The sequence below is a fragment of the Pseudomonas monteilii NBRC 103158 = DSM 14164 genome, assembly GCF_000730605.1.
Classification (GTDB): Bacteria; Pseudomonadota; Gammaproteobacteria; order Pseudomonadales; family Pseudomonadaceae; genus Aquipseudomonas; species Aquipseudomonas monteilii.
The window spans coordinates 94,132-113,441 of sequence record NZ_BBIS01000003.1 but is presented as its reverse complement, the minus strand read 5'-3'; the positions used below and the strand labels follow the sequence as shown (position 1 = coordinate 113,441).

The 19,310-nt window shown below is 62.3% G+C and carries 17 protein-coding genes; 12 read left to right on the top strand and 5 right to left on the bottom strand.

Features of this window, described 5'->3' with window-relative positions; translation table 11 throughout:
* Positions 1-104: 104 nt before the first annotated feature.
* Genes PM2_RS01070 through PM2_RS01060 form a run of 3 tightly spaced genes read left to right on the top strand, consistent with a single transcriptional unit; the run spans position 105 to position 1,965 of the window.
* Complete coding sequence (locus PM2_RS01070) at positions 105-479, top strand: septal ring lytic transglycosylase RlpA family protein (protein WP_016713159.1); 375 nt, start codon at positions 105-107, stop codon at positions 477-479.
* Between the two features lie 60 nt (positions 480-539).
* Positions 540-1,583 carry a calcium/sodium antiporter gene (locus PM2_RS01065; protein ID WP_028698943.1) on the top strand — a complete coding sequence of 348 codons (1,044 nt, stop codon included), beginning with the start codon at positions 540-542 and terminating at the stop codon, positions 1,581-1,583.
* Between the two features lie 10 nt (positions 1,584-1,593).
* Positions 1,594-1,965, top strand: a complete 372-nt coding sequence (locus tag PM2_RS01060) for a carboxymuconolactone decarboxylase family protein (protein ID WP_016713161.1) — start codon at positions 1,594-1,596, stop codon at positions 1,963-1,965.
* A gap of 52 nt (positions 1,966-2,017) precedes the next feature.
* On the opposite strand, the gene PM2_RS01055 is transcribed toward PM2_RS01060, so the two are convergent.
* The 4 genes from PM2_RS01055 to PM2_RS01040 form a co-directional block, all read right to left on the bottom strand.
* Positions 2,018-3,376 (bottom strand): amino acid permease, encoded by a 1,359-nt coding sequence (locus PM2_RS01055; protein ID WP_028698942.1) that lies wholly within the window; start codon positions 3,374-3,376, stop codon positions 2,018-2,020.
* Positions 3,377-3,431: 55 nt separating this feature from the next.
* The gene (locus PM2_RS01050; protein ID WP_016713163.1) at positions 3,432-4,373 is read right to left on the bottom strand and encodes an AEC family transporter; all 942 of its coding nucleotides are present in this window, start codon (positions 4,371-4,373) and stop codon (positions 3,432-3,434) included.
* Between the two features lie 229 nt (positions 4,374-4,602).
* Positions 4,603-5,163: a response regulator transcription factor gene (locus PM2_RS01045; RefSeq protein ID WP_003255244.1), complete on the bottom strand. Its 561-nt coding sequence runs from the start codon at positions 5,161-5,163 to the stop codon at positions 4,603-4,605.
* A complete protein-coding gene (locus PM2_RS01040) occupies positions 5,163-6,419 on the bottom strand; it encodes an ATP-binding protein (protein WP_016713164.1) in 1,257 nt (418 codons plus the stop codon). The genes PM2_RS01045 and PM2_RS01040 overlap by 1 nt, the downstream gene beginning before the upstream one ends.
* A 202-nt stretch (positions 6,420-6,621) precedes the next feature.
* Here PM2_RS01040 and PM2_RS01035 point away from each other — a divergent pair, with 202 nt between their 5' ends.
* The 9 genes from PM2_RS01035 to PM2_RS00995 all read left to right on the top strand — a co-directional run bounded on the left by PM2_RS01035 (position 6,622) and on the right by PM2_RS00995 (position 18,223).
* A complete protein-coding gene (locus PM2_RS01035) occupies positions 6,622-7,338 on the top strand; it encodes an SIMPL domain-containing protein (protein ID WP_016713165.1) in 717 nt (238 codons plus the stop codon).
* A gap of 337 nt (positions 7,339-7,675) precedes the next feature.
* Positions 7,676-9,301 carry an ABC transporter substrate-binding protein gene (locus PM2_RS01030; RefSeq protein ID WP_016713166.1) on the top strand — a complete coding sequence of 542 codons (1,626 nt, stop codon included), beginning with the start codon at positions 7,676-7,678 and terminating at the stop codon, positions 9,299-9,301.
* A gap of 143 nt (positions 9,302-9,444) precedes the next feature.
* On the top strand, positions 9,445-11,037 hold the full coding sequence (locus tag PM2_RS01025) for an ABC transporter substrate-binding protein (RefSeq protein WP_028698941.1): 1,593 nt from the start codon (positions 9,445-9,447) through the stop codon (positions 11,035-11,037).
* Between the two features lie 131 nt (positions 11,038-11,168).
* Entirely contained in the window at positions 11,169-12,548 is a 1,380-nt protein-coding gene (locus tag PM2_RS01020) for an OprD family porin (RefSeq protein ID WP_016713168.1), read from the top strand.
* Between the two features lie 78 nt (positions 12,549-12,626).
* Positions 12,627-14,237 carry an ABC transporter substrate-binding protein gene (locus PM2_RS01015; RefSeq protein ID WP_028698940.1) on the top strand — a complete coding sequence of 537 codons (1,611 nt, stop codon included), beginning with the start codon at positions 12,627-12,629 and terminating at the stop codon, positions 14,235-14,237.
* 91 nt (positions 14,238-14,328) lie between these two features.
* Entirely contained in the window at positions 14,329-15,339 is a 1,011-nt protein-coding gene (locus PM2_RS01010) for an ABC transporter permease subunit (RefSeq protein ID WP_012316108.1), read from the top strand.
* Positions 15,340-15,349: 10 nt separating this feature from the next.
* Entirely contained in the window at positions 15,350-16,276 is a 927-nt protein-coding gene (locus tag PM2_RS01005; protein WP_028698939.1) for an ABC transporter permease subunit, read from the top strand.
* Positions 16,277-16,286: 10 nt separating this feature from the next.
* Complete coding sequence (locus tag PM2_RS01000; protein WP_016713171.1) at positions 16,287-17,255, top strand: ABC transporter ATP-binding protein; 969 nt, start codon at positions 16,287-16,289, stop codon at positions 17,253-17,255.
* Complete coding sequence (locus PM2_RS00995; RefSeq protein ID WP_028698938.1) at positions 17,255-18,223, top strand: peptide ABC transporter ATP-binding protein; 969 nt, start codon at positions 17,255-17,257, stop codon at positions 18,221-18,223. Before PM2_RS01000 ends, PM2_RS00995 begins: the two co-directional genes overlap by 1 nt.
* A 160-nt stretch (positions 18,224-18,383) precedes the next feature.
* Here PM2_RS00995 and PM2_RS00985 read toward each other — a convergent pair whose 3' ends face one another.
* Positions 18,384-19,283, bottom strand: a complete 900-nt coding sequence (locus tag PM2_RS00985) for a hypothetical protein (protein ID WP_028698937.1) — start codon at positions 19,281-19,283, stop codon at positions 18,384-18,386.
* Positions 19,284-19,310 lie beyond the last annotated feature (27 nt).

The following is a 19,310-nucleotide window of genomic DNA, read 5'->3' as shown; positions in this document are numbered from 1 at the left end:
GCGGGCGAGCCCGCTCCCACAGTTACAGCGCCGCTGTCATAGGCGGTGACATACCTGTGGGAGAGGGCTTGTCCGCGAATAGCCGCACTAGGAGAGCACTTGATTTGCTAAAAAAATCCCTCGGCACCCTGGCCCTCTTCTCCTTCTTGGCCGGCTGCGCCAGCCACGACATCAACCCACGCGGTTATGACAAAACCGGAACCGCCTCCTATTACGGTTCACGCCACCACGGCAAACGCACCGCCAGCGGCGAACCCTTCAACCAGCATGGCCTTACCGCCGCCCACCGCAGCCTGCCTTTCGGCACCCGCGTGCTGGTGACCAACATGGCCAACCAGCGCAGTGTGGTGGTACGCATCAACGACCGTGGTCCACATACCCGCGGCCGGCTGATCGACCTGTCACGCGCCGCCGCAGAAAAAATCGGCATGCTCCGTAGCGGAACAGCGCGCGTGCGAGTACAAGGGCTTAGCGACTGACGCGACAGGAGTCCGACCATTTTCGACCTGGCCACCCTTCCCACCTTCAGCCTCCTGCAACTGGGCATCGCCCTGGTGTTGCTGGTCGGCGGCGCCGAGTTGCTGGTGCGCGCCGCGCTGCGCCTGGCCCAGCGCCTGCATGTACGCCCGCTGATCATCGGCCTGAGCCTGGTGGCCTTCGGCAGTACCGCGCCACAACTTACCGTAAGCCTGCAGGCTGCCTACCAGGGCGCGCCGGACGTGGCGGTGGGCAGCGTAATCGGCAGTAATATCTTCAACGTACTGGTCATTCTTGGCCTGGCCGCGCTGATCATTCCCCTGCGCGTGTCGCGCCAACTGGTGCGCCTGGACATTCCGCTGATGATCATCGCCAGCGGCCTGGTCTATGCGCTGTCTGCCAACGGCCACCTGGGCCGGATTGAAGGAGGGCTGTTGCTGCTGGGTCTGGGCGGTTACCTGGCGATGCTCTGGCACCAGTCACGCCACTATGCCCGTACCTACCCTGCCCCGGATAGCGCAAAAACCGGTGCAGGGCGCTTCTGGTCCGGCACGCTGCTGCAGGTGCTGGCCGGCCTTGGCTTGCTGAGCCTGGCGGGCCACCTGCTGCTGGAGGCCGCTGTGGAGGTTGCCACCGACCTGGGCCTGTCCGAGCGCATCATTGGCCTTACCGTTGTCGCCATCTGCACCTCCCTGCCTGAACTGGCCGCCGCGCTGATTGCCGCCCTGCGCGGCGAACGGGAGATCGCCGTGGGTACGGTGATCGGCAGCAACCTGTTCAACCTGCTGGCTGTATTGGGTCTGACCGCACTCGTCACGCCCGAGCCGCTGTCGATCTCACCCAACGCGCTGTCTTTCGACCTGCCGGTGATGCTTGGCGTTGCGGCACTGAGCCTGCCGGTGTTTTATTCCGGCTATCGCGTCACCCGTGCCGAAGGCCTGGTGTTCCTTTGCCTGTACCTGGCTTACGGCCTGCACGTAGCGGCCTTTACCATGGGGATGCCGCTGGCTGGTCGCCTTGAGCATTTGATGCTGTTCTATGTACTGCCGGTGCTCGCCATGGTGTTGCTGTTCACCACCGTGCGCGCCTGGCGCCGCCAACACTAAGGAAAACAACATGGCTGATAGCAACAAGACCGGCGAACAGATTCGCCGCCAGGTAATGGGCGATGCATTCGTCGACCGCGCACTGGGCAATGCCACCGACTTTACCCAGCCGCTACAGGACTTTGTCAATGAACATGCCTGGGGCAGCGTATGGGCCCGCGAGGGGCTACCACTGAAGACCCGCAGCCTGATTACCCTGGCCACGCTGACGGCACTCAAGTGCCCGCAAGAGCTCAAGGGGCATGTGCGCGGGGCATTGAACAATGGCTGTACGGTGGAAGAGATTCGCGAGGCGTTGCTGCATTGCGCAGTGTATGCGGGAGTGCCGGCGGCGATTGATGCCTTCAGGGCGGCACAGGAAGTGATCGACAGCTATCAGTAGTTGCCTGTACCGGCCTCTTCGCGGGCGAACCCGCCAAGAGGCCGGCACTGTATTACTTGGCTTGGCGAGCCTTCTTCATCTTGAAGGCCACCCACAGCACCATGATCCACCCCGGGATCAGCATCACCGAGATGCGGACCGGCGGCGTCAGGTACATCACCACCAGAATCAGCACGATGAACGCCAGGCACAGGTAGTTGGTCAACGGGTGCCCCCAGCTCTTGTAGAACGGGGTAATACCAGCGGCCAGCTTGGCCTTGCGGAATTTCAGGTGGGTAATACTGATGCTCGCCCAGTTGATGACCAATGCCGACACCGCCAAGGCCATCAGCAAGCCAAAGGCCTCACCCGGCATCAGGTAGTTGATCACCACGCACAGGCCGGTCGCAAAGGCCGAAACACCCAATGCAGTCAGCGGCACACCGCTGCGGCTCACTTTCAGCAATTGACGCGGCGCGTCACCCTGGCTGGCCAGGCCGAACAGCATGCGGCTGTTGGCATACACACAGCTGTTGTACACCGACAGCGCGGCCGTCAGCACCACGATGTTGAGGATGGTCGCTACCAGGTCGCTGTCCAGCTCATGGAAGATCATCACGAACGGGCTGCCGCCCTGCACCACCTTCTGCCACGGGTACAGCGACAGCAGCACCGCCAGGGCACCGATGTAGAAGATCAGGATGCGGTAAACCACCTGGTTGGTGGCCTTGGGAATGCTCTGGCGAGGGTTGTCAGCCTCGGCAGCGGTGATACCCACCAGCTCCAGGCCACCGAACGAGAACATGATCACCGCCAGCGCCATCACCAGGCCAGTGACACCGTTAGGGAAGAAGCCGCCGTATTGCCACAGGTTGGCCACGCTGGCATCCGGGCCGCCATGGCCGCTGCTCAACAGCCAGGCGCCGAAGCCGATCATGCTGACGATGGCGACCACCTTGACCAGGGCGAACCAGAACTCCATCTCGCCGTAGACTTTTACCTGGGTCAGGTTGATGAGGTTGATCACCACGAAGAAGATCGCTGCCGTGGCCCAGGTCGGGAACTCTGGCCACCAGTACTGCACGTAGATGCCCACCGCAGTCAGCTCGGCCATGCCGACCAGCACGTACACCACCCAGTAGTTCCAGCCCGACACGAAGCCGGCGAACTCGCTCCAGTACTGATGGGCGAAGTGACTGAAGCTGCCGGCGACCGGCTCTTCCACCACCATTTCGCCCAACTGGCGCATGATCAGGAAAGCCATCAGGCCGGCGATGGCATAGCCCAGCAGGACGGAAGGGCCTGCCAGCTGGATGGTCTGGGCGATGCCCAGGAACAAACCGGTGCCGATGGCCCCGCCCAGCGCGATCAGCTGGATATGGCGATTCTTCAGCCCGCGCTGTAACCGCTCGGGCGTGCTCTGGTCTTGCATGAAGTGTCCTTTAGCTCAGTGAGGCTGTGTTTTTGTGTTGTTTGCAGTCAAGGATCTAGATCCATCCGCCCCACTGCAAGATGAAAATGCCAATATTGGTGGTGATCGCCGCCATTAGCGTGGTAATCACGATGATCGACGCTGCCAGCTCATGGTTACCATTGGCCGCTCGCGCCATCACATAGCTGGCGGCTGCGGTCGGGCTGCCGATGTACAGGAACAGGATACCCAGCTCCGCCCCCCGGAAACCGCACAACCATGCACCGAGGGTACCGAGCAGTGGCAGCCAGACCATCTTCACCAGGCTGGCATCGATGGCCAGCCTGCCACTGTCGCGCAACGCCGCCAGCGACAGTGTGCCGCCAATGCAGATGAGCGCCAGCGGCAGGGTCATCTGCGCCAGGTAATCGCCCGAGGTCAGCAGCCAGTTGGGCAGCGGCACCTGGCCGTAGGCCATGGGCGTGGCGACCAAAACGCTGATGATCAACGGGTTGCTGAAAATGCTCTTGCAGATGCTCCACGGGTCGGACTTGAGGTCCGGGCTGTACACCGCCAGTACCACTGCCGACAGCGAGTTGTACATGAGGATGACCAGGCCGGCGAGCACCGCCCCCAAGGAGATACCATAGTCACCGTACAGGCTGGCGGCCAAGGCCAGGCCGATCACGCCGTTGTTGCCGCGAAACGCGCCCTGGGTATAGATGCCTCGCTCTGCCAGCGGGCTGCGCCAGATGGCCAGGCCCCAGGCAATGGCGAAACCGACCAGAGTGGCGACGATGAAGTAGAGGATGACACCCGGTTTTATCGCTGAGGCCAGGTCAGCGTGGTAGATGCCGAGGAACAGCAGCGCCGGCATGCAGACGTTGAACACCAGTTGCGAGGCGACGCGGTTGAAGTTGTCATCAATTAGATGGATGCGTTTGAGCAGTACACCCATGAACAGCATGGCGAAAACCGGTGCCGTGATGTTCAGCGTCTGGATAAGAAGGGCGAGCATGCGCAAGCGATCCTGGAGGGGTTGCCGTTAGGGGGCTAATGATACGCCAACGGCTGGGATTTGCGGGGATCGAGCGCGATAAAAGGAATTGTCTTTTAGATTATCTAATGCCTGTACCGGCCTCTTCGCGGGCGCCCGCTCCCATAGGTCCTGCGCTGCTGTGATGGGCGGCGCGGTACCTGTGGGAGCGGGCCTGCCCGCGAAAGGGCCGGTACAGGCCCTGCAAGAATCAGCGCCGAACCGGCCGCTTCTGCAATTTGCGCTGCAAGGTACGCCGGTGCATGCCCAGCGCCCGTGCAGTGGCCGAGATGTTGCCCTCGTGCTCATTCAATACGCGCTGGATATGCTCCCACTGCAGGCGGTCGACCGACATCGGGTTTTCTGGCACCAGGGTATCCAGGTCGGTGTGCTCCGACAGCAGCGCCGCCAGCACGTCATCGGCGTCGGCCGGTTTGCACAGGTAGTTGCAGGCGCCCCGCTTCACCGCCTCCACCGCCGTGGCAATGCTCGAGTACCCGGTCAGGATCACCACGCGCATTTCCGGGTCCAGTTCCAGCAGCTTGGGCAGCAGCACCAGGCCTGAGTCGCCGTCCATCTTCAGGTCCAGCGTGGCGTAGTCCGGCAGGTCCTGCTGGGCCAGGATCAAGCCCTCCTCGGCAGAACTGGCAGTGCTCACGCGGAAACCGCGGCGGCTCATGGCCCGGGCCATGACCCGGGTGAAGGTGGCATCGTCGTCCACCAGCAGCAGGTGCGGCAGCTCTTCGCTTTCGACCTGGTTTTCTTCGCTCATCATTCATCTCCTCGCTTGCCATAGGGCAGGCGCAGTTCGGTCAGGGTGCCACCCTGTTCATGACTATAGAGTTTCACCGAACCGCCCGCACGGGTCACGCTGGCCTTGCTCAAGAACAGGCCAAGGCCGAAGCCTTTGCCCTTGGTGGTAATGAAGGGTTTGCCGATGGCTTCGGCAATGGCCGGCGGCACGCCCGGGCCGTGGTCGCGGATGCTGATGACGATGTCGTGGGCATCCCAGTCCAGGCGCACTTCCAGGTCATCGGGGCAGGCATCGGCGGCATTGTTCAACAGGTTCAGCAACGCCTGGGTCAGGTCCGGTGGCGGCGTCAGGCGCGGCACTTTGCCGTCGCGCAGGCGCTGGAAGCGGTAACTGGCTTCCGGGCGCATCAGGTGCCAGCGGTTCAGCGCCTCGTCCAGCCAGGCAGTCACGTCCTGCTCCACGATCGCCAGGCGGCGGTTGGCTTCGGCGGCGCGCACCAGCTGCTGCAAAGTCTCTTTACACAGTTTTACCTGGTCCTGAAGGATCTGCAGGTCTTCTTGCAGCAACGGGTCGGCGTGGTCTTGGCGCATTTCATTCAGTAGCACGCTCATGGTCGCCAACGGCGTGCCCAGTTCATGGGCGGCGCCAGCGGCCTGGGTGGCCACGGCCAGTAGCTGCTCGTCTCGCAGGCTTTCTTCCCTGCGCTCGGAACGCAGTTGCTCCTGGCGGCGCAGCTCTTCGGCCATGCGCGCAGCAAAGAAGGTGATCACCGCTGCGGCCAGGGCAATACTGAGCCACATGCCGTACACCTGCATCTTGTCCCGCGCCATCGGCAGGCCTTCGAGCGGGTAGAACTGTACCAGCAGCAGGCTGTAGGCCGTCAGGGCAATGCCCGAAAGAATCAGCGAATACAGCCACGGCAAGGTCACCGCAGCAATCGCCAGCGGTACCAGGTAATACGACACGAACGGGTTGGTCGAGCCACCGGAGTAATACAGCAAGGCACTGTGGATCAGCAGGTCGCAGGCCAGCTGCAGGGCATATTCCATTTCGGTGACCGGCAGCGACAGGCGCAGGCGCAGGGCCGTGAAGGCGCACAGCAGCGAGGACAAGGCCAAGGTGCCAGCCAGCGACAGCCAAGGTAAAGGCAGCAGTTCGGTCCAGTAGGCAACGCCCACGGAGCCTGCCTGAGCAGCCAGGACCAGGACCCGAATGACGGTCAGGCGCCAGAGGTTCTGGCGGGTAGCAGACAGCGGTTGTACGGCGGCGAGCATGAGCTCTCCTGATGAGTGCTCCAGAAAAATCGGCTGGAGTATACCGAAGCCGGGCGCCTCGCTGCAGCGATGCGGCAAAGCGCCACACTTTGTCACAGGTTCATGATGGCACTTTTGAACCCACTACACTGTTGCCGGTCACATGGGCCATGCGTGGAATGGATGACCAGACCCCACGCCTTTTATTGCCAAGGAGTACCACATGCAAATCCCTCGTCGCGGCGCCGCCCTTGTCCTGTCTTGCGGCCTGCTCGCCAGCCTGCCGGTGCTGGCTGCCGATGAACCGCGTTACAACCAGGTATCGCTGCGTGCCGAAGTCAGCAAGGAAGTGGCGCGTGACCTGATGGTCGTGACCCTGTACAGCGAAGCGCAGAACACCGACCCGGGCAAGCTCGCCAAGCAGATCACCGAAACCATGAACAAGGCCGTGCAGCAGTCGCGCCAGGTCAAGGACGTGAAGATCAGCCAGGGCAGCCGCAACAGCTACCCGGTCTATGACAGCAAGGGCCAGAAGATCACCGGCTGGCGCGAGCGCGCCGAGCTGCGCCTGGAAAGCGCCAACTTCCCGGCCCTGTCCCAGCTTACCGCCGACCTGCTGCAAGAACTGAAAATGGGCGGCATGGACTTCTCCATTGCCCCGGCCACACGCAAGGCCAGCGAGGATGCACTGCTCAAGGACGCAGTCGATGCCTTCAAGGCGCGTGCGCAACTGGCCACCGAGGCGCTGGGCGGCAAGGGCTACAAAGTGGTCAGCCTGAACCTCAACAGCAGCGGCTACCCGCGCCCGTACCTGCGTAGCGCACCGATGGCAATGAAGGCCATGGGGGCGGACGAGGCGGCGCCAGCGCCGGATATCGAGGCGGGTACCAGTGAAGTGAGCATGAATGCCGATGGCTTGATCGAAGTGCAGATGCCGTAAAGCTACGAACTCGCTGTGGGAGCGGCCTTGCCGGGGCGCTCCCACAAAGACCGCGCCCACCTTCAATTTTGCGATTTCAGACATTTCCTACGCACCACTAAGGTGCTTCCTACATTTAATCCCGCCTCGAAACATCCTGCAAAATGCCATCATTTTGCCTGCGCAAACGTTTAACTTCGTCGAAAGTTATACCGATGCGACATCCATGTACGAACGTACCACCTTTCTGGCGCCAACTATCCTTCTACCTGTTGCATTGGGAACATCCCCTGCATAAGTATCCGCAGGTCGGCTCACGAGGCCACCTCATCCGAAAAATGACAACAATGAGGCCACCATGCTCAAACACGCAGTCATTCCGTTCCTGCTGGGTGCAGGCTTGCTCACCGGCGCACCGTCGGCGCTTGCCGCGTCCAACCTGGTGTTCTGCTCCGAAGGCAGCCCGGCCGGTTTCGACCCGGGGCAGTACACCACCGGGACCGACTTCGACGCCTCGGCCGAGACCGTGTTCAACCGCCTGACCCAGTTCGAACGCGGCGGTACAGCAGTCATCCCGGGCCTGGCGACCAAATGGGAAGTGTCCGACGACGGCAAGACCTACACCTTCCACCTGCGTGAAGGCGTCAAGTTCCACACCACCGACTACTTCAAGCCCTCCCGCCCCTTCAACGCCGACGACGTGCTGTTCACCTTCAACCGCATGCTCGACAAGGACCACCCGTTCCGCAAGGCCTACCCCACCGAGTTCCCGTACTTCACCGACATGGGCATGGACAAGAACATCGCCAAGGTGGAGAAACTCGACGAGCACACGGTGAAGTTCACCCTCAATGAAGTCGACGCCGCGTTCATCCAGAACCTGGCCATGAGTTTCGCCTCCATCCAGTCCGCCGAATACGCTGACCAGTTGCTGAAAAACGGCAAGGCGGCCGACATCAACCAGAAGCCGATCGGTACCGGCCCGTTCGTGTTCAGCAAGTATCAGAAAGACGCGCAGGTCCGCTTCAAGGGCAACAAGGACTACTGGCAGCCCGATGATGTGAAGATCGACAACCTGATCTTCGCCATCACCACCGACGCCTCGGTGCGCATGCAGAAGCTGAAGAAGAACGAGTGCCAGGTCACCCTGTTCCCCCGCCCGGCCGACATCGAGCCGCTAAAGGCCGACAAGAACCTGCAAATGCCACAGCAGGCCGGCTTCAACCTCGGCTACATCGCCTACAACGTGATGGACAAGATCAAGGGCAGTAATGAGGCCAACCCGATGGCCCAGCTGAAAGTGCGCCAGGCGCTGGACATGGCGGTGGACAAGAAGAAGATCATCGAATCGGTCTATCAGGGCGCCGGCCAGTTGGCCGTCAACGCCATGCCGCCGACCCAGTGGTCGTATGACGACAGCATCAAGGATGCGCCATACGACCCCGAAAAGGCCAAGCAACTGCTCAAGGAAGCCGGCATCAAGGAAGGCACCGAAATCACCCTGTGGGCCATGCCCGTGCAACGCCCGTACAACCCCAATGCCAAGCTGATGGCCGAGATGTTGCAATCGGACTGGTCCAAGATCGGCATCAAGGCAAAAATCGTCAGCTACGAATGGGGCGAGTACATCAAACGCTCCAAAGGCGGCGAACAGGGCGCGATGCTGATTGGCTGGAGCGGCGACAACGGCGACCCGGACAACTGGCTGGGCACCCTTTACGGCTGCGATGCGGTCGAAGGCAACAACTTCTCCAAATGGTGCTTCAAGCCCTACGACGACCTGATCAAGCAGGCCAAGGCCACCTCCGACCAGGCCAAGCGCACCGAGCTGTACCAGAAAGCACAGCACATACTCAAGGAGCAGGTACCGATCACCCCGATCGCCCACTCCACCGTGTACCAGCCCATGAGCGCCAAGGTGAAGGACTTCAAGATCAGCCCGTTTGCGCTGAACTCCTTCTATGGCGTCAGCGTGGACAAATAGGGTAACTGCGGCACCCGCGCAATAGCGGGTGCCTTCCCCCATCACCTCTTTATGTCGTCCTGCGGCTACCCGCCGCGGGGTAGGCGAACTGTTGCCGTCATTCGTACCCCGAGGCGGTGCAAACAGATGAAAAAGGACTCGCCATGCGCCACGCTACTTGCCTATCGACCCTGCTAGCCCTCGGACTGCTCAGCCAATCCCCGGCCCTGCTGGCCAACAACCTGGTGTTCTGCTCCGAAGGCAGCCCTGCCGGCTTCGACACCGCCCAGTACACCACCGCCACCGACAACGACGCCGCCGAACCGATCTACAACCGCTTGGTGGAGTTCGAGCGCGGCGGCACCGCCGTACACCCTGCCCTGGCGACGCACTGGGAGGTATCGGACGACGGCCTGCAGTACACCTTCCACCTGCGCGAAGGGGTGAAGTTCCACAGCAACAAGGCCTTTACCCCGAGCCGTGACTTCAACGCCGACGACGTGCTGTTCACGTTCAATCGCATGCTCGACAAGGGCCATCCGTTCCGCAAGGCCTACCCCACCGAATTTCCCTATTTCATCAGCATGGGCCTGGACAAGAACATCGCGAAGGTGAAGAAACTCGACGAGCACACGGTGAAGTTCACCCTCAACGAAGTCGACGCCGCGTTCATCCAGAACCTGGCCATGAGTTTCGCCTCCATCCTCTCTGCCGAATACGCCAACCAGCTGATGGCCAGCGGTCGCCCCAGCGACATCAACCAGCAGCCCATCGGCACCGGGCCGTTCGTGTTCCAGCGTTACCAGAAGGATTCGCAGATCCGCTACAAGGGCAACAAGGATTACTGGGCACCGAATGAAGTGAAGATCGACAACCTGGTGTTCTCGATCAACATCGACCCCTCAGTGCGTATCCAGAAGCTGCGCCGCAACGAATGCCAGGTCACCCTGCACCCACGCCCGGCCGACCTGCCGGCACTCAAGGCCGACAACAAGCTGCAGGTGCTGCAGCAGCCGGGCTTCAACCTCGGCTACATCGCCTACAACACCCAGCACCCGCCATTCGACCGCCTGGAAGTACGCCAGGCGATGGACATGGCGGTGAATAAGACAGCCATCATCCAGGCGGTGTATCAGGACTCCGGCCAACAGGCGGTCAACGCCATGCCGCCCACCCAGTGGTCCTATGACGAAAGCCTCAAGGACGCACCCTACGACCCGGAAAAGGCCAAACAGCTGCTCCAGCAGGCAGGGGTCAAGCCTGGCACCGAGATAACCCTGTGGGCCATGCCCGTACAGCGCCCGTACAACCCTAACGCCAAGCTGATGGCTGAAATGCTCCAGGCCGACTGGAGCAAGCTCGGCTTCAAGGTGCGCATCGTCAGCTATGAATGGGGCGAGTATATCAAGCGCATGAAAAGCGGCGAGCACGACATCGCCCTGATCGGCTGGACCGGTGACAACGGCGACCCGGACAACTGGCTGGGCACCCTCTACAGCTGCGATGCCATCGGCAGCAACAACTACTCGCTGTGGTGCGACCCGCAGTACGACAGCCTGGTCAAGCAAGCTAAGCAGGTTACCGACCGCACCCAGCGCACCGCCCTGTACCAGCAGGCCCAGCAGCGGTTGAAGCAACAGGTGCCGATTACCCCTGTTGCGCATTCCACGGTTAACCAACCGCTCAGCGTCAAGGTTTCCCAGTTCAAGGTCAGCCCGTTTGGGCGCAATGATTTTTCCGGTGTGAGTGTTGATTAAGCGTTAGCCAGTACCGGCCAACACAACGCCCCCGATTTAGCCCGGTGATCCCGCGGCAACCCTGGCAACACCGCAACAACCATCCGGCCCACAAGGCCGGCAATAACTAGAAAAGAATGGGAGCTTCAACCTTGAGAGTATTCACCTTGACAGCACTGGCTTTATCCATCAGTGCCTTATCCACCGTGGCCCAGGCCGACCCGCAAAGCCAGGAATACATTCCACTCACCCTCAAAGCCAGCAGCGAGCAGGCACAAGCCAGCGGCTTCATCGACGGCCAGAGCCTGTCCGGCACCACCCGCAACTGGTACGCCCGCGAGCGCGCCGCCCGCGCCCCGCTGTGGCGCTACTACAAAAGCGACGGCACCCGCCACGCCACCCACAGCCGCGAAAACTGGCTGCAGGGCACCATCCTCAACTACAGCTCCGGCTTCACCCAAGGCACCGTAGGCTTTGCCGTCGAGGCCGCCGGCTATAACGCCATCGCCCTGCAACAGAGCCGCCAGGCCGTCGCCGGCCCCAACAACCGCACGCTCACCCACAGCGATGGCGACCCCATCGGCCAGTGGAGCAAGCTGGGCTTGGGCAATATCAAAGCGCGCGTGTCCAACACCACCCTTACCCTCGGCCGTCAGTCGGTGGACACGCCGATGATCGCCTACATCGGCAACCGCGCCCTGCCGTCGAGTTTCCAGGGTGCGTTCCTGCACAGCGCCGAGTTCGAAAACCTCAGCTTCGACGCGGGCACCTTCGACCGCGTCTCGCCGCGTACCGAGCAAAGCCTCAGCAAATTCCGCAGCGAATACAGCGCCACCGGCGTAGAAACCGACCGCGCCAGTACCGCCGGCATCAACTACCAGCCGTTCAAGAGCCTGAGCACCAGCCTGTACGCCACCAAGGTCGACGACTTCTGGAACCAGTACTACTTCGGCGCCAACCACATGCTGGGCGACAGCGCGGTACTCAGCCTGAGCACCGGCCTGAACTACTACAAGACCGTAGACGCCGGCAGCCAGAAAATGGGCAAGATCGACAACGACGTCTACAGCCTGTCGCTCGACCTGACCCATCAGGCCCACACCCTCGGTGCCTCCTGGCAGCAGGTCAACGGCAACGAGTACTTCGACTACCTGCACGAGACCAACGGCATCTACCTGGCCAACTCGCTGCTGTCGGACTTCAACGGCCCCAACGAAAAATCGCTGAAGATCTCCTACGTACTGAACATGGCGCCCTATGGCGTGCCGGGCCTGAAGTTCAACCTCTACAACGCCCGTGGCTGGGATATCGACGGCACCCATTACCGTGGCACGGCCTACGACGTGAATGGCCTGGACGGCGAAAACCACTACGAGTGGGGCATCGGCACCAGCTATGCGGTGCAAAGCGGGCCGCTGAAAGACACCAGCATCCGCGCCACCTATACCGCGCACCGCGCCAGCAAGGCACAAGGTGACGGCAGCCTCGACGAGTTCCGGGTGGTGACCACCATTCCATTCAACATTCTCTGACCGCTGGCGCCACGGCCCGTTTCGCTGCGGGCCGTGGCAGCTACGCTGGAATCAATGCAAGCCGGGAGTCCGTGACCCATGCAGAGCGCTTTCATCAAATCGATACCGTTACGCCTTGCCCTGGCCGCGCTGGTGCTGAGCAGCGCCACGCAGCTAGCGGCCAAACCGCTGGTGGTGTGTACCGAGGCCAGCCCGGAAGGGTTCGACGTTGTGCAGTACACCACCGGCGTCACGTTCGATGCCACCGCCGAAACGCTGTTCAATCGCCTGGTCGACTTCAAGCCAGGTACCACCGACATCGAGCCAGCGCTGGCCGAACGCTGGGACATTTCCCCAGACGGCCTGACCTACACCTTCCATTTGCGTCAGGGCGTCAAATTCCACAGCACCGACTACTTCACCCCCACGCGCACGTTCAACGCCGACGATGTGCTATGGAGCCTGCGCCGTCAGCTCGACCCTGCGCACCCTTGGCATGACAAGACCAGTGTCGGTTACCCGTATTTCGAAAGCATGGCCTTCAAGAGCCTGCTCAAGTCGGTGGACAAGACTGACGACCACACCGTGGTGATCACCCTCACCCGGGCCGAAGCACCGTTCCTGCGCGACATGGCCATGGGCTTCACGTCGATCTATTCCGCCGAATACGGCGACCAATTGCTCAAGGCCGGTAAAACCGCCGAGCTGAACAGCAAGCCGATCGGCACCGGCCCGTTCATCTTCCAGCGCTACAACAAGGACGCCCAGGTCCGCTTCAAGCCCAACCCGGACTACTTCGGGGGCAAACCGCCGGCCGATGCCCTGGTGTTCGCCATCGCGACCGACAGCAACGTGCGCCTGCAGAAGTTGCGCGCCAACGAGTGCCAGATCGCGCTGTACCCCAAGCCGGAAGACGTACCGGCGATCAAGGCCGCCCCCAGGCTCAAGGTGGCCGAGACCGAAGCGCTGGTCACCGGCTACATCGCCATGAATACCGAGCACAAATACCTCAGCGATGTGCGCGTGCGCAAAGCCATCGACATGGCCTTCGACCGCCAGGCCCACGTTGACCAGCTTTTTGGCAAAGGCAATGCGCTGGTCGGCGTGAACCCTTATCCACCGACCATGATCGGTTACAACACCCGTAACCAGAACCCGCCACGTGACCTCGACAAGGCGCGCGCGCTGCTCAAGGAAGCTGGCGTGCCGCAGGGCACGGTGATCACGCTGTTCACCCGCAACGGCGGCGGCATGACCAATCCTAACCCGCGGCTCTCCGCCGAAATGCTGCAGGCTGACCTGAAGCAGATCGGCCTGAAGCTGGATATCCGCGTGATGGAGTGGGCCGAAATGCTGCGCCGCGCCAAAAAGGGCGAAGCCGACCTGGTGTCCACCGGCTGGGCCGGCGACAACGGCGACCCCGATAACTTCCTCACCCCGCTGCTGAGCTGCGAAGCGGCGAAGAACGGCGAAAACTACGCCCGCTGGTGCAACCCGAAATTCCAGGAGCTGATCACCCGCGCCCGCGAAGTGATCAACGACGACGAACGTGCAAGGCTCTATAGCGAGGCATTGAAGGTGTACGATGACGACCAACCCTGGATCAGCATGGCCCACCCCAAGGTGTTCGTGGCCATGCGTGACAACGTGGAGGGCTACGTGATCAGCCCTCTGACCAAAAATAACTTCGCCACCACCAAGGTGAAGTAGAACAACTACGACCGCCGGCAACCCACACGGGGACCGGCGGCACTGCCGTGGCGTGCTACTGGCCGCACGGTCTGAAGAGGTAACCCCGACAATGTTGAGCTTTATTGCCCGGCGCCTGGGCCTGCTGATACCGACCTTTTTCGGCATCACCTTGCTGACCTTCGCGCTCATACGCCTGATCCCCGGCGACCCGGTGGAAGTCATGATGGGCGAGCGCAGGGTCGACCCCGAAATGCATGCCCAGGCCATGGAACGCCTGGGCCTGAACAAACCACTGCCGGTCCAGTACCTGGACTATGTGGGCAAGCTCGCCCAAGGTGACCTGGGTGAATCGCTGCGTACCCGCGAAAGCGTGTGGAGCGAGTTTCTCACCTTGTTCCCGGCCACCCTGGAACTGGCCTTCGCCGCCCTGCTGTTCGCCGGCATCGTCGGCCTGCTGGCCGGGGTGATCGCCGCGCTCAAGCGCGGTTCGCTGTTCGACCATGGAGTGATGGGTATTTCCTTGGCCGGCTACTCAATGCCGATCTTCTGGTGGGGCCTGATCCTGATCATGTTCTTCTCGGTGAGCCTGGGCTGGACCCCGGTGTCCGGGCGCATCGACCTGCTCTACGACATCGAGCCCAAAACCGGCTTCATGCTGATCGACACGCTGCTCAGTGATGAGGAAGGCGCGTTCAAGGACGCGGTGATGCACCTGATATTGCCGGCCATCGTGCTCGGCACCATCCCGCTGGCGGTCATCGCCCGCATGACCCGCTCGTCGATGCTCGAAGTACTGCGCGAAGACTACATCCGCACCGCCCGCGCCAAAGGCCTGTCGCCAGCACGCGTGGTGTTCGTGCATGGCCTGCGCAATGCCTTGATCCCGGTGCTGACCGTGTTCGGCCTGCAGGTCGGCACATTGCTGGCCGGTGCGGTGCTGACCGAAACCATCTTTTCCTGGCCGGGCATCGGCAAATGGCTGATCGAAGCCATCGGCGCCCGTGACTACCCCGTGGTCCAGAACGGCATCCTGTTGATCGCCTGCCTGGTGATCCTGGTCAACTTCGTCGTGGACATTCTCTACGGCCTGGCCAACCCACGCATCCGTCATCAGCGCTGAGGCCCTTGCCATGACTAGCCCGATTCCCAAATCCGTGTCGCCGGCCAGCCCGGTGGACCAGAGCCTGCTCTACCCCTCGCCCTACAAAGAGTTCTGGCAAGCCTTCGCGCGCAACAAAGGCGCTGTAATGGGCCTGGCCTTCATGTGCCTGGTGGTGTTCTGTGCGCTGTTTGCACCGTGGGTCGCCCCGCATGACCCCAGCGAACAGTACCGCGACTTCCTGCTGACACCGCCCGTGTGGCTGGAGGGCGGCACCTGGCAATTCATCCTCGGCACTGACGAGCTGGGCCGCGACCTGCTTTCACGCTTGATCCAGGGCGCGCGGCTGTCGCTGCTGATCGGCCTGTCGTCAGTGGTGATATCGCTGATCCCGGGCATCCTGCTGGGCCTGCTGGCTGGCTTTTTCCCGCAATTGCTCGGCCCATCGGTCATGCGTCTGATGGACGTGATGCTGGCCCTGCCCTCGCTGCTGCTGGCGGTGGCCATCGTTGCCATCCTCGGCCCAGGCCTGATCAACACCGTCATTGCCATTGCCATCGTTTCCCTGCCCTCCTACGTGCGCCTGACCCGTGCCGCCGTGATGGGCGAGCTGAACCGCGACTACGTGACCGCAGCACGCCTGGCCGGTGCCGGGCTGCCACGGCTGATGTTCGTCACCGTGCTGCCCAACTGCATGGCACCGCTGATCGTGCAGGCAACCCTCAGCTTCTCCTCGGCGATCCTCGACGCCGCTGCCCTGGGTTTCCTCGGCCTCGGCGTACAGCCGCCAACCCCGGAGTGGGGCACCATGCTGGCTTCGGCCCGAGACTACATCGAGCGCGCCTGGTGGGTGGTGAGCCTGCCTGGCCTGACCATTCTGCTCAGTGTGCTGGCAATCAACCTGATGGGCGACGGCCTGCGCGATGCGCTGGACCCGAAACTCAAGAACGCCGCCTGAGGAGAACGCCATGTCACTGTTGCAGATCAACAACCTGAACGTGCGCTTCGGCGACGCCACGGCGGTACCGGTGGTCGACGGACTGGACCTGACGGTAGAAGCCGGCGAAATCCTGGCCATCGTCGGCGAATCCGGCTCGGGCAAATCGGTCACCATGATGGCCTTGATGGGCCTGATCGACGCCCCCGGGCGCATCACCGCCGACGCCCTCACCTTCGATGGCACCGACATGCTCAAGCTCAGCGGCCGCCAGCGGCGCAAGGTGGTGGGCAAGGACATCGCCATGGTCTTCCAGGACCCGATGACCGCGCTCAACCCCAGCTACACCGTGGGTTACCAGATAGAGGAAGTGCTGCGCCAGCACCTGGGCCTGAAGGGCAAGGCCGCGCGCCAGCGTGCCCTGGAGCTGCTGAAAAAAGTCGAGATCCCGGCAGCGGAAAGCCGCCTGGATGCCTACCCGCACCAGCTGTCCGGCGGCATGAGCCAGCGTGTGGCGATTGCCATGGCCATTGCCGGCGAGCCCAAGCTGCTGATCGCCGACGAACCGACCACCGCACTGGACGTGACCATCCAGGCGCAGATCATGGAGCTGCTGGTCAACCTGCAGAAGGAGCGCAACATGGCGCTCATTCTGATCACCCACGACCTCGCCGTGGTCGCCGAAACGGCCAGGCGCGTGTGCGTGATGTACGCCGGCCAGGCGGTAGAAGTAGGCCAGGTGCCTGAGTTGTTCGACGTGCCTGCCCACCCCTACAGCGAAGCCTTGCTGGCAGCGATCCCCGAGCACAGCATCGGCGCCGAACGCTTGGCCACCCTGCCCGGCATCGTCCCCGGCCGTTACGACCGCCCTGTCGGCTGCCTGTTGTCGCCGCGCTGCCCCTATGTGCAGGACAACTGCCGCCACCAACGGCCGCCCCTTGATCCCCAGGCGTACAGCCTGGTGCGCTGCTTCTACCCGCTGAACCAGGAGGTGGCGTAATGACCGTCGTTCTATCCGCCCGGGAGCTGACCCGGCATTACGAAGTCTCCCGCGGGCTGTTCAAAGGCCATGCGTTGGTCCGTGCACTGAATGGTGTGTCGTTCGACCTGGAAGCCGGCAAGACCCTGGCCGTGGTTGGCGAGTCCGGCTGTGGCAAATCGACCCTGGCCCGCGCACTGACCCTGATCGAAGAGCCCTCCTCCGGCTCGCTGCAAATCGCCGGCACCGAGGTGAAAGGCGCCAGCAAGGCTGAGCGCAAGCAACTGCGCCGCGACGTGCAGATGGTGTTCCAGAGCCCCTACGCTTCGCTCAATCCCCGACAGAAGATTGGCGACCAGCTGGCCGAGCCCCTGCTGATCAACACGTCACTGAGCAAGGCCGAGCGGCGCGACAAAGTGCAGAAGATGATGGAGCAGGTGGGCCTGCGCCCCGAGCACTACCAGCGCTACCCGCACATGTTCTCGGGTGGCCAGCGCCAGCGTATCGCCCTGGCCCGGGCGATGATGCTGCAGCCAAAAGTGCTGGTAGCGGACGAGCCGACTTCGGCATTGGACGTGTCGATCCAGGCGCAGGTACTGAACCTGTTCATGGACTTGCAGAAGGAATTCAACACCGCCTACGTGTTCATCTCGCACAACCTGGCGGTGGTGCGACATGTGGCCGATCAGGTGCTGGTGATGTACCTCGGGCGACCGGCGGAAATGGGGCCGAAAGAGGATATCTACGAGAGGCCGTTGCACCCGTATACCCAGGCGTTGCTGTCGGCAACTCCCACTATTCACCCGGACCCGCTGAAGCCGAAGATCCGCATTGCCGGGGAATTGCCCAACCCGCTCAACCCGCCGGATGGGTGTGCGTTTCACAAGCGGTGCCCGTATGCGACCGAGCGCTGTGCCAAGGAGGTGCCGGCGTTGCGGCAGGTGAGTACGCGGCAGGTGTCTTGCCATTATGCGGAGCAGTTTCTGTAGATGACCGGGGGCGCTTTGCGCCCCGTTCGCAGCCTTATGCTGCGAAAGGGCCGCAAAGCGACTCTTTCGGTCAATGCATGAAAAGGGCGATCAGGATGATGACCGGAATCGGTACCCCAAGCATCCAGAGCAGTATCGAGCGCATGTCGGTTCTCCTTGCTTAACGTTGAATGGTGCGATGGGCGACGTATTCGCCTTCCAGCCACTGCACCTGGTCACGACGGCGACCACCATAAAGCGCTGCAAGGCTGGCGAAGAAGGCGCCACACAGCAGTGCTACAAAGGTCCACAGCGCGGTCCATGCAGCAGCCTTCGCGGCAGCGTCAGCCGCTTGCTTGGCCTGCAGCTTGAGCTGTTGAACCTGGGCCATCACCTGGTCGACGCGGGCCTCTGCTTCGGGTTGGGTCAGGCGGGTGCGTTGCGCCACCAACTGCGCCAGGTAAGCGCGGTCTTCAGGCGCAAGTGCACCGTCACCTGCCAGGCCCTTGGCCAGAATGCGCGCCGCTACCCCATTGGCAGCGTCCTCGCTCACCGGCGCAGGGCCGTCACCACGGAACAGGCTGTCGACGAAATACCCCATCGAATCCTTATCGGCATTGGCAGCCGCCGCGCCACCGGCAGCAGCACTCATGCCAACCACTTGCGTCGCCGCGCTGGCTCCAGCACCTACCAGGTTGCCCGCCGTACCCAGGACCAGCATCGCAGCTACCAAGGTGGCGACTGCCCAGGACAGGAACCCATGGGCGGTGTCGCGGAAGTACACTTCATCGCCATGCAAGTTGGCCCACTTCACACGCAGCCTGCCGGCGATATACCCGCCCAGGCCAGAAGCGATGATCTGCGTCAGCAACAGCCAGATGATGGTGGAAACCGCCAGCGTTTTCGCGCTCGCGCCCTCGTTGGCCCAAGGTGAAGTGGCGGCAAAGCCCAAGCCCGCACCCAGCACCACCAATATCAGGGATAAAGCGGCCGCCGCAGCAGCACCCGCGAAGATGGCCGCCCAGGAAACACCTGAGCGGCCTTGAGTATCGAAAACGGAGGAGTCGGCAGAGGGGATCATGATATGTGCGCCTATGTATGTTGTTAG